This is a genomic window from Paraburkholderia sp. EG287B (genome assembly GCF_040965595.1).
GTDB lineage: Bacteria > Pseudomonadota > Gammaproteobacteria > Burkholderiales > Burkholderiaceae > Paraburkholderia.
Genome location: NZ_JBFRCG010000002.1, coordinates 562,438 through 571,921, shown reverse-complemented (window position 1 = coordinate 571,921; position 9,484 = coordinate 562,438). Strand labels below are relative to the sequence as shown.

The window sequence follows — 9,484 nt, the reverse complement described above, 5'->3', positions numbered from 1 at the left end:
CGCATCGACAAGAAGAGGAAGGTCGTCAACCAGCATGGCGACGAAAGTTAACACCGTCGCGCCCTGTTTACAACAGGCGCTCGCCACAAACAAAAATGCCGTTCAGTTGCTTAACTGAACGGCATTACACCCGAGGGTGCCTTTTTCAGCTGCAGTGCTGGCCGAAGTGGCCAGCAGCATGCCGCTTAGAAGCGGTGACGCATACCAACCGTCACAGCAACCTGGTCTTGACGGGTCGATGCCGAACCGAGACCGTTCAGGTAAGCGCCGATGTTCTCCGGGTTCGACGACACGTGCTGCCAGTCGCCTTGCAGGTAGACGTCGGTGCGCTTCGACAGTGCGTAATCCGACTGCAGTGCGACCGTGTTGTAGTTCGGGTTCACGCCGCCGCCGAGGTTCGCACGGGTGTACGTGTACGCGCCAGCCAGGCTCAGAGCCGGGGTCAGAGCGTAACGGATGTTGCCTTCAAAGTTTTGGAAGCGTGCGCTGTTCGCGTTGAAAGCGATGCCGCCCGTCGTGGCCGAACCCGTACCCGATTGCGTACCCGAGATGCCGCCGCCGTTTGCGTTGCTCAGGTTCGTCTGCGTGTACACGAAGCCAGCCGTTGCCGGGCCGAACGTGTAGTTGATGCCGCCGCCGAACGTGCGCTGACGGCCTGCCAGGAACGTCCACTCACCCGTTTGTGCGCCTGCTGCGCTCGAGGTCGGCGAGTTTGCTGCCGTGCCGAGTGCGCCGTGGAACGTAGTCGACGTAACGTCGTTGTTCAGTTGCAGGTAGGCTGCGGCAAAGTTCAGGCCGCCCCAATTGTAGTTTGCGCCGAAGCTGTATGCACGGTTGTTCGCGAAGTTCGTGCTGTTCGAGAACGAGTACGTACCGCCGAATTTGAAGCCAGCGTAGTTGACGCTCGAGTACTTGATCGTATTGTTGAAACGAACCGAGTTGTTCAGGTTGTCGTTGTCAAACGGGTGAGCGGCGATCGTGCCACCGTATTGCGTGCCGGTGTTCGACAGCGGTGCAAGGTAGTCGACCACGGAGTCGTACTGACGACCGAGGGTGACAGCACCGTACTGGTCGCTTGCGAGACCGACGAATGCCTGACGGCCGAACATGCGAGCCGACTGGCTAGCCGTGCCGTTCATGATGTTGAAGCCGTTTTCCAACGTGAAGATGGCCTTCAGACCGCCACCGAGGTCTTCAGCGCCGCGCAGGCCCCAACGGCTGCCGTTGACCGTGCCGCTCGATGCCTTCCAGAGGCTGTGGCCGCCGGAGTTGTTTGCGTAGGTGATGCCTGCGTCGATCAGGCCGTACAGCGTAACGCTGCTTTGCGCGTGTGCAGCCGTTGCAAAAACGCCCGTCAGGGCGGCGACCATGAGAGTCTTTTTCATCTTTGTAAACTCCGAGAACAGAGGTGGGTTTCGTTGAACCCCGTTTGGGAAACCGTCCATGCGAAGCGCAGCGAGAGGCAAGTTCGCGTGGTACGAATTAATCCGTCCGAGACAATCCGTCCGAGTCGGTTTCCAGACAGGCAGAGTGTAGAGAGGGTGCTCGAAGAGGGGGTATTCCGAAATCCGCAATAAAGTATTGCGCTATCGGAAATGATTATCTCGCTCGTCTTAAGCCCTGCTGGTAAAGGCTTTGAGCGGATTTCCGGGGAAGGGGGCGAAACTGTCAACCGCTCGAGCGTTGTGCAATCGCTACAACAATTGATTGCGAAAAACGCCTTAAAACGGTCTCAACTGATTATTGCGCCCTGCGTAACAGATGATTGTGCGCCGCAAGCTTAATCGTCAGACGTGGGTGCGGCTATACTTCAGTCGCTGCTTTCCGAAGCAGACTTTTTCGTTGACGAAAAAGATCTCCAAACCTTTGTCGGCGCGGCCTTTTCAGCCGCGCTTTTTTTTTGCCTGTCATCTGGCCACGTGCGGGCCACGCGCGCGACGCGTACCTTATTGGGTACCCGCTTGCGGCGGCTCAGGCTGCAGGCTCCAGTCTTCCATTACGTAGTGCCTTGCGTCCATAGGGGAACACAGCAGGTTGTGCCAGTGATCCCCGTGCCATGCGCCATAGGTTTCGGCTTCTTCAGCCGTGGGCGCAATCCCGTCCGTTTGTACGAGCCAGTGAATCCATCGCCGCAGAGCTGTCAGCATGATGACCTCCGATGCCGCTAACAATATGGATCATGAGTTGAATGTATTACTCGAACAACCGGGAGAAACACTTACGTTTGACACGGATTGTTACATTTCGGGAAAACTTCCCGGTAGAAATGACGTAAGCGAGATAATCGGGTAAAAATGACGCAGGGCTATATATCGATTCGGTTGGGCATATGATTTTTTTTGCCGCTTTTTGATGCGTACCGCTTTTATTGCTGAATCGGGAATGCTGTTATAAAAAATTCGCTTGACTGGCGATTGACGTTCCCCGTATAACGGCAAAGCTGATTTTCGTTCCGCTGCAATTTCAAAACGTGGAATTCGCTGAAGCGGGACAGCGGGAATTGGCTGGATACGGCGTGAGGGTGATTACCCGCGTCATTAAAATCTCGAGGGAAACTGAAACATGGAAACCGGTATCGTCAAATGGTTCAATGATGCGAAGGGCTTTGGCTTCATCACGTCTGACGCCGGCGGCGACGATCTGTTCGCGCACTTCTCGGAAATCCGCGCCGACGGCTTCAAGTCGTTGAAGGAGAACCAGCGTGTGTCGTTCGACGTCAAGGTCGGCCCGAAGGGCAAGCAGGCCGCGAACATTCAGCCGCTGTAAGTACAGCGTGCGAGCGCTCGCTACGCGAACGCTCATGCGACACCAGGCCCCGGGCAAACCCCGGGGCTTTTTTATTTTTGACATATTGATATTTAGTTAGATTTACTGGTCATGTTTTTACTCGCGGAATTAATCGGGAAAACCCTGGGAATCCGTGATTTGCCTGTTTCGGGTTTTCACTAAAAGCCAAAAGTCGCACTTATACTGCCGGAACCGTCGGCGCGTGGCGTCCAAACGGTGCATACTTGGTCCGTTTTCCATTTCCCCTGTCGTTTTCCCATGTTTGAATCCTCCTTGAGCGCCGCACAGCCCGCCGGCGACCTTCCCATCGTCTTCGTGGACCTCGAGACGACCGGCGGTTCGGTAGGCGAGCACCGCATTACCGAAGTTGGCGTCGTGGAGGTGGCGCAAGGGCAGGTGACCCGATGGAGCACCCTCGTCGATCCCGGTCAGCCTATCCCGCCCTTTATCCAGCAGCTCACCGGTATTACCGACCAGATGGTGCGCGGCGCGCCGCGCTTCGCCGAGATCGCCGCGGAACTCCATGGGCGGCTCGCCGGCAAGCTCTTCGTCGCGCACAACGCGGCCTTCGACCGCGGCTTTCTGCGCGCGGAGTTCGAGCGTGCCGGTTATTCCTTCAACCCCGATGTGCTGTGCACCGTGCGCCTGTCACGAGCGCTTTTTCCGGGCGAGAAGCGCCACGGGCTCGACGCGCTGGTCGAACGCCACGCGCTCGTGCCGTCGGATCGCCATCGCGCGCTCGCCGATGCCGATCTCCTCTGGCAGTTTTGGCAGCGCCTGCCCGCGCTGGTGCCCGGGGAAGCGCTGGCCTCGCAGATCGAGCGCACGACGCGCCGTCACGTATTGGCCGGCGACATTACCGACGAACTGATCGACACGGCGCCAGCGGGCCACGGCGTGTATGCGTTCTACGGAGAGAACGATGTGCCGCTCTACGTGGGGCGCAGCGTACGGGTGCGCCAGCGCGTGCGCGCACATCTTTCGGGTGAGCGGCGCTCGTCGCGCGAACAACGGATGGCGCAACAGGTCCGCCGCGTGGAGTGGCGTGCGACCGGCGGCGAGCTTGGCGCGCTGCTGGTCGAGGCGCAATGGATCGCCACGCTCAAGCCCTCGTTCAACCGCGTGCCGCGTGTGTCGAAGCGCGACCCCGCCGACCTTGGGGCGGCGCCCTGGCCATTCGGCGGCGCTGTGGTCGTGCTCGAGCAGGACGCGACGAATGGCGCCGACGTCTATCACCTGATCGATCGCTGGTGCTATATCGGCGCCTTTCCGAGCACGGCCGAGGCCGAAGCGCTGGTGGACAGCAGCGCCGAGCGCGTGTTCGAGCTTTCGACCTGGCGCATTCTGCAAACGCACTTCGAACGCGGTCTGCGTGTGCAGGTGCTGCAGCTCTCCGAGGCCGACGGCGTCACGAGCGCGGCATAGCAGCGCTTAGGCAGTTCCGCCGACGCCGCCCGATTCGCATACGTGCTCCAGCGCCTGATTCATCGCATTCGTGCGCGCGGAGTCGTAGCGCGTGAGCTCCTTCCAGTTCGCGACCGTTCTTGCGACGCGCGCCGGGCAATCCGGTGCGCCGCGCAGCGGTTGTACGCGTGCGAGCGCACCGATCAATTGTCCGGTGAGTCTGTCGAGTTGCGGGCGCGTCGCCGTGGCGAGATCCGGTGCCGGGTCGCTGGGCGCCTGGGAGGCGCGCCACGTGTCGAATAGCGACTTCTGCATTTGCGTGCTGGCATCGATCTGATCGCGGAAGAACGCACGCGCAAACGCGGGATCGACGCCGGCTGCCGTGGCGCGCTTCTGCACGTCGGCGAGCAGGGCGTCTTCGCGGGGCGTGTCGGTGATCGGCTTGTGATGCTGCCACTTCCAGTGCGCGACCGGCTCGGCGAGCGCCAGCCGCTGCGAAACGAGCGCGACGAGGTTGGTCAGGGCGGTGTCGTCACCGTCGGCGTGGACGGATGCGATCGGCAGGGCGAAGAGCAGCGCAGCAGCGAAACGTGCGCTCGCGCGGGTCAGCAAAGTCATCGAGTGGAAGAAAGACGCCGGCAAGGAAAACCGCAGCATAGCCGGTTATGGTGCGCTTGCGTCTAACGGTGCTGAGGTCGATTCGAGATGGCCGCATCGAGGCGCGCGATCGAGCGCGCCGAATGCCAACGGCTACGGCGCAAAACTGCGCGCGCAGCATGACACGCGCGTCCCCGAACTACGCGTGTCGAGATGCACACGAACGTCTGCAGTGCGTGTGAGCCCGCGAGCGCGTACGTGTGCTCTTCCCCGTCACTTCTGTTCGTGTGCCTTGCGTTGCTCGTCGAGAAATGCGCGCACGTGAGCGGGCAATTCATCGCCGAGAAACTCGACGGCCACCGGTTCCGGATCCGGGCTGAAAACTTGGTCCGGGGTCGGAATCCTTGGCGGTTTGGCATCCATGATCTTTCTCCTATGTAAGCCGATTATCCGGCTCGGCACTTCTGCTGCGCTAGTCCCGCTTACGGTAACAGTGCTTTTCTCGCACGCGTGTTGCTTTCTTCGCACAGCGATACAAATGATTAACGGCGCGGGAATATAATTGTTGAGATGTCCTTCGCACTGCCGCATGCTGCGTGAATCGCGTACGCTCCACGTTTCTCCAACTCTCCAGCGCAGCGTCTGCTGCAGTCGCACAACGCCTCGATCGCGCTTCCCCCGGCTCTGGGCACCGCGCAGACCGTACAGTCTTGCCGCGTTCGTATTGCGCGGCGCCGCACGCGCGGGCCGCTCCCTCCGGCTTCAGCTTCAGCGTGCAGACACCATTCATCTACAACGGTCGATTATGCTTAGCCGTTGACGTCGAAACGTTAATAAGAATTAAAACTATGTAAGCGACCGTTTCTATCCGATTGGGTGATTAATACTTTGTTGCGCGTCATTTGGCCGCGATTTAATGACCGGACGTGCGTAAATAGCCGCGCATTCGGGCGCGGCGTATTGATGCACTCCGATAATTCGTTACGTTTGGGCCTCCGGCGGCGCCGGCACACGCTGCACTTGAGCATGGTTCGCGGGCGTCGCGCGCACGTCCACCTGGCCATGAATGCGTGACTGGTGGCCGTCCGCGAACATGTAGTACGGAAACGGGTGAGCGGGCTCGGAGGCCGCGTCGAGACGCGCGACCAGTTCGGGGGCGAGCGTGAAGTCGAGCGCGCCCAGCGACTCTTCGAGTTGCGCGGCTTTGGTTGCGCCCACGATGATGCTCGCCACGCCGCGCTTCTGATACAGCCAGTTCAACGCCACCTGGGCCATGGGGCGGTTGGCCTCCTGCGCGACCCGCTCGAGCTCAGCGACGATCGCAAAGTTGCGCGCCGAGAGCTTGTCGAAGCCGGGCGGCGGCTTTGCCCCCATCGTCTGCAAGCGGCCCGCACCGCTCACGCCTTCGCTGGCCTGCGACGGCCGATACTTCCCCGACAGCACCCCCATGCCGAGCGGACTCCACGGCACGAGCCCCATGCCGAGTTGCGTCGCGAGATCGGCGAATTCGTGTTCCGCGTTGCGCTCGATCAGGGAGTATTCGAGCTGCATGGCCGCTACCGGCTCGAAGCCGCGCCAGTCGGCCAGCGTCTGCGCGCGGCCCGCGTACCAGGCGGGCACGTCGGAGAGACCCACGTAGCGGATCTTGCCCGCGCGCACGGCGTCGTCCATGGCGCGCATCACTTCGTCGACGGGCGTCATGCGGTCCCACGTGTGCAGGTAATAGAGATCGATGTAGTCGGTCCCGAGGCGCTTGAGCGAGCCGTCGAGCGCGCGCAACAGGTTCTTGCGATGGTTGCCGCCGGCGTTCGGATTGCCCGCTTGCGCGTTGTACGAATACTTGGTGGCGATGACGAGCCGCTCGCGCAGACTGCGCGCCGCCGCGAAGCGCCCCACCCAGGTTTCGCTCGTGCCTTCTGTATAGAGGTCGGCGGTGTCGATGAAATTGCCGCCTGCATCGACATAGAGGTCGAAGAGTCGCTGTGCGGTGGCTTCGTCGGCGCCCCAGCCCCATTCGGTGCCGAACGTCATCGTGCCGAGGGCGATGGGGCTGACGCGCAGGCCCGAGCGGCCGAGCAGGGTGTAGCTAGCGAGTTTCATGGCGGTTTCCTCAAGAGTGAATGGCAAACGCGAACTCATCTTGCGCTATTCCTTTTTGTGGAAAAATCGGGCTCACCTGAAAGCACTGTGAAGCCAGGCTTCACAATGGAGGCAACATGGACCCGGTTTCCACGTCACCGTTCGCGCCGCCCGCCACGTCGGGACTGGCGGGACGCCTGCCCGCACTGCTGGCGGTGGCTGCTGTCGCTCGCCATGGCAGCTTCACGCGTGCGGCCTCCGCCGCGGGCTTCTCGACTTCGGCGCTTTCGCAAACGGTGCGGGCGCTCGAAGCGCAGCTCGGCGTGAGGCTCTTCAATCGCACGACGCGCCGAGTCGCGCTGACCGAGGCGGGCGCGCAGTTGCTCGCGCGCGTTCAGCCCGCACTCTCACAGATCGAGGCGGCGTTCGATGCACTCGACGCCTCGCGCGACGCCCCGGCCGGCACGCTGCGCATCAACCTGCCGCGCGTGGCGAGCGAGTTGCTCGTCATGCCGCACCTCGCGGAATTCATGGCGCGCTATCCGCAGATCAAGCTCGAACTCGCGCTCGACGACGGTTTCGCCGATCTGGTCGGCGACGGCTTCGATGCCGGGATCCGCCTGGGGGAATCGGTTGCGCCGGGCATGATGGCGGTGCCGATCGGCGGGCCGATTCGCATCGTCGTGGTGGGCTCGCCGGCATACTTCGAGCGTCGCGCTCGGCCCGTCACCCCAGACGACCTCGCCGCGCATGATTGCCTGCACTATCGCTTCGCGACGGGCGGCGTCTACCGCTGGGAGTTCGCGCAGCCGGAGGATCCTGGGCGCGTGTTCGATGTGGTCACCGAGGGCCGCTTCGTGACCAACGATCTGCGTACGATGGTGCGTGCCGCCGAGCAGGGCGTGGGTCTGCTGCACGTGATCGAAGATTACGTGCGTGCGCAGCTGGAGGAAGGCCGGCTCGTGCCGGTGCTCGAGCCGTGGGGCGCATCGTTCCCGGGGTTCTATTTGTATACGGCCGGGCGTGCGCAGTTGCCGCCCAAGCTGCGTGCGTTCATCGACTTTCTGCGCGAGAAGCGTGAGGGCGCCTAAGCTCATCACGTAGCGCGAGGTGGGGCAATGGGATCAGATGATCGAAGGGGTTAGGCACAGCGCACGGAGTGCCGTGCGCCGACGCCACAAAGCAAAAAGCCCAGTCCGAAGACTGGGCTTTTTGCTTGAATCCTGGTGCCGGAAAGAGGAATCGAACCCCCGACCTTCGCATTACGAATGCGCTGCTCTACCGTCTGAGCTATTCCGGCGTGCATCAGAGAAGAAAGATTATAGGAAGTCCCCGCGAACTATGCAAGCCCTTCCCTCCTCTTTTTTCATTTTTTCGCTTCGTGGTGGTAGCGCGTGACGCGCTCGACCTCGTTCTTCGAGCCGAGGAACACGGCGACGCGCTCATGCAGGCTCTTCGGCTGGATCTCGAGAATGCGCTCTTCGCCGTTGGTCGCCATGCCGCCCGCCTGTTCGACGATGAACGACATCGGGTTCGCTTCGTACATCAGGCGCAGCTTGCCGGGCTTCGACGGATCGCGCTTGTCGGCCGGGTACATGAAGATGCCGCCGCGGTTCAGAATGCGGTGCACATCCGCGACCATCGAGGCAATCCAGCGCATGTTGAAGTTCTCGCCGCGCGCGCCGTCCTTGCCAGCGTTCAGCTCGCCGATGTACTTCTGCACCGGCTCATACCAGTGGCGTGCGTTCGACGCATTGATCGCGTATTCGCGCGTCTCTTCCGGAATGCGCATGTCGCTTTGCGTGAGCACCCACGAGCCCAGTTCGCGGTCGAGCGTGAAGCAGTTCACGCCGTGGCCGGTCGTGAGCACGAGCACCGTTTGCGGGCCGTATACGGCGTAGCCCGCGGCGACCTGCTTCGTGCCGGGCTGCAGGAACGATTCCTCGGTCGCCTGCTGGCCGTCCGGGCAGCGCAGCACCGAGAAGATCGTGCCAATCGACACGTTCACGTCGATGTTCGACGAGCCGTCGAGCGGATCGAACACGAGCAGGTATTCGCCCTTCGGATAGTTGGCCGGGATCGGGAAGAACGTTTCCATTTCCTCCGAGGCCATCGCGGCGAGGTTGCCGCCCCATTCGTTGGCGTCGAGCAGGATCTCGTTCGAGAGGATGTCGAGGTTCTTCTGCACTTCGCCCTGGACGTTCTCGCTGCCGGCCGTGCCGAGGGCGTCACCGAGCGCGCCCTTGCTGACGTTGAAGCTGATCGCCTTGCACGCGCGCGCGACGACTTCGATCAGGAGACGCAGGTCGGCGGGCAGGTTGCTGTGCTGGCGCTGCTGCTCGATCAGGTACTTGGTGAGGGTGGTGCGACGTTGCAAAGCCATTGCAGTACTCCGGATACGCTTAGGGATGTCGCAATTCTACCCGCTCGACTGTGACCGCCCGCCGCACAGCCGCGCAAAATAAAGCGCCGGGGCCCGGCCGGGTTGGCTGGCGCGGCTTTGGGCGCGGTGCCCGGTCGCGGCGCACCGCCAAAATAATCGTGAAAAAAATGCGCAAAAAAACCGGCGCGCCGGCCGGTTCATGGGTCGCCGCGCGGCGCTGCTCAGGCGCCGCGC

The 9,484-nt window shown here is 61.9% G+C and carries 9 protein-coding genes and 1 tRNA gene; 3 read left to right on the top strand and 7 right to left on the bottom strand.

What is annotated here, in order from left to right; all coding sequences use genetic code 11:
- Nucleotides 1-185: 185 nt before the first annotated feature.
- Together AB4Y40_RS05330 and AB4Y40_RS05325 are read right to left on the bottom strand one after the other, a co-directional pair.
- Nucleotides 186-1,385: a porin gene (locus AB4Y40_RS05330; RefSeq protein ID WP_254316083.1), complete on the bottom strand. Its 1,200-nt coding sequence runs from the start codon at nt 1,383-1,385 to the stop codon at nt 186-188.
- A 561-nt stretch (nt 1,386-1,946) separates the two neighbouring features.
- Nucleotides 1,947-2,147: a hypothetical protein gene (locus AB4Y40_RS05325; RefSeq protein WP_081771740.1), complete on the bottom strand. Its 201-nt coding sequence runs from the start codon at nt 2,145-2,147 to the stop codon at nt 1,947-1,949.
- Nucleotides 2,148-2,562: 415 nt separating this feature from the next.
- Here AB4Y40_RS05325 and AB4Y40_RS05320 point away from each other — a divergent pair, with 415 nt between their 5' ends.
- Nucleotides 2,563-2,766 carry a cold-shock protein gene (locus tag AB4Y40_RS05320; protein ID WP_028205165.1) on the top strand — a complete coding sequence of 68 codons (204 nt, stop codon included), beginning with the start codon at nt 2,563-2,565 and terminating at the stop codon, nt 2,764-2,766.
- Nucleotides 2,767-3,045: 279 nt separating this feature from the next.
- A complete protein-coding gene (locus AB4Y40_RS05315; RefSeq protein WP_368686705.1) occupies nt 3,046-4,212 on the top strand; it encodes an exonuclease domain-containing protein in 1,167 nt (388 codons plus the stop codon).
- Nucleotides 4,213-4,218: 6 nt separating this feature from the next.
- Here AB4Y40_RS05315 and AB4Y40_RS05310 read toward each other — a convergent pair whose 3' ends face one another.
- The 3 genes from AB4Y40_RS05310 to AB4Y40_RS05300 form a co-directional block, all read right to left on the bottom strand.
- Entirely contained in the window at nt 4,219-4,809 is a 591-nt protein-coding gene (locus tag AB4Y40_RS05310; RefSeq protein ID WP_368686704.1) for a chorismate mutase, read from the bottom strand.
- Between the two features lie 252 nt (nt 4,810-5,061).
- Entirely contained in the window at nt 5,062-5,211 is a 150-nt protein-coding gene (locus AB4Y40_RS05305; protein ID WP_027795377.1) for a hypothetical protein, read from the bottom strand.
- A 558-nt stretch (nt 5,212-5,769) separates the two neighbouring features.
- Complete coding sequence (locus tag AB4Y40_RS05300) at nt 5,770-6,888, bottom strand: aldo/keto reductase (RefSeq protein ID WP_368686703.1); 1,119 nt, start codon at nt 6,886-6,888, stop codon at nt 5,770-5,772.
- A 116-nt stretch (nt 6,889-7,004) separates the two neighbouring features.
- Between AB4Y40_RS05300 and AB4Y40_RS05295 the strand changes: the two genes are divergently transcribed.
- Nucleotides 7,005-7,958, top strand: coding sequence for a LysR family transcriptional regulator (locus tag AB4Y40_RS05295; protein WP_368686702.1), 954 nt, complete (start codon nt 7,005-7,007; stop codon nt 7,956-7,958).
- A gap of 133 nt (nt 7,959-8,091) precedes the next feature.
- On the opposite strand, the gene AB4Y40_RS05290 is transcribed toward AB4Y40_RS05295, so the two are convergent.
- Together AB4Y40_RS05290 and AB4Y40_RS05285 are read right to left on the bottom strand one after the other, a co-directional pair.
- Nucleotides 8,092-8,167 (bottom strand) — tRNA-Thr (locus AB4Y40_RS05290).
- 66 nt (nt 8,168-8,233) lie between these two features.
- Nucleotides 8,234-9,250, bottom strand: a complete 1,017-nt coding sequence (locus AB4Y40_RS05285; protein WP_368686701.1) for a class 1 fructose-bisphosphatase — start codon at nt 9,248-9,250, stop codon at nt 8,234-8,236.
- Nucleotides 9,251-9,484 lie beyond the last annotated feature (234 nt).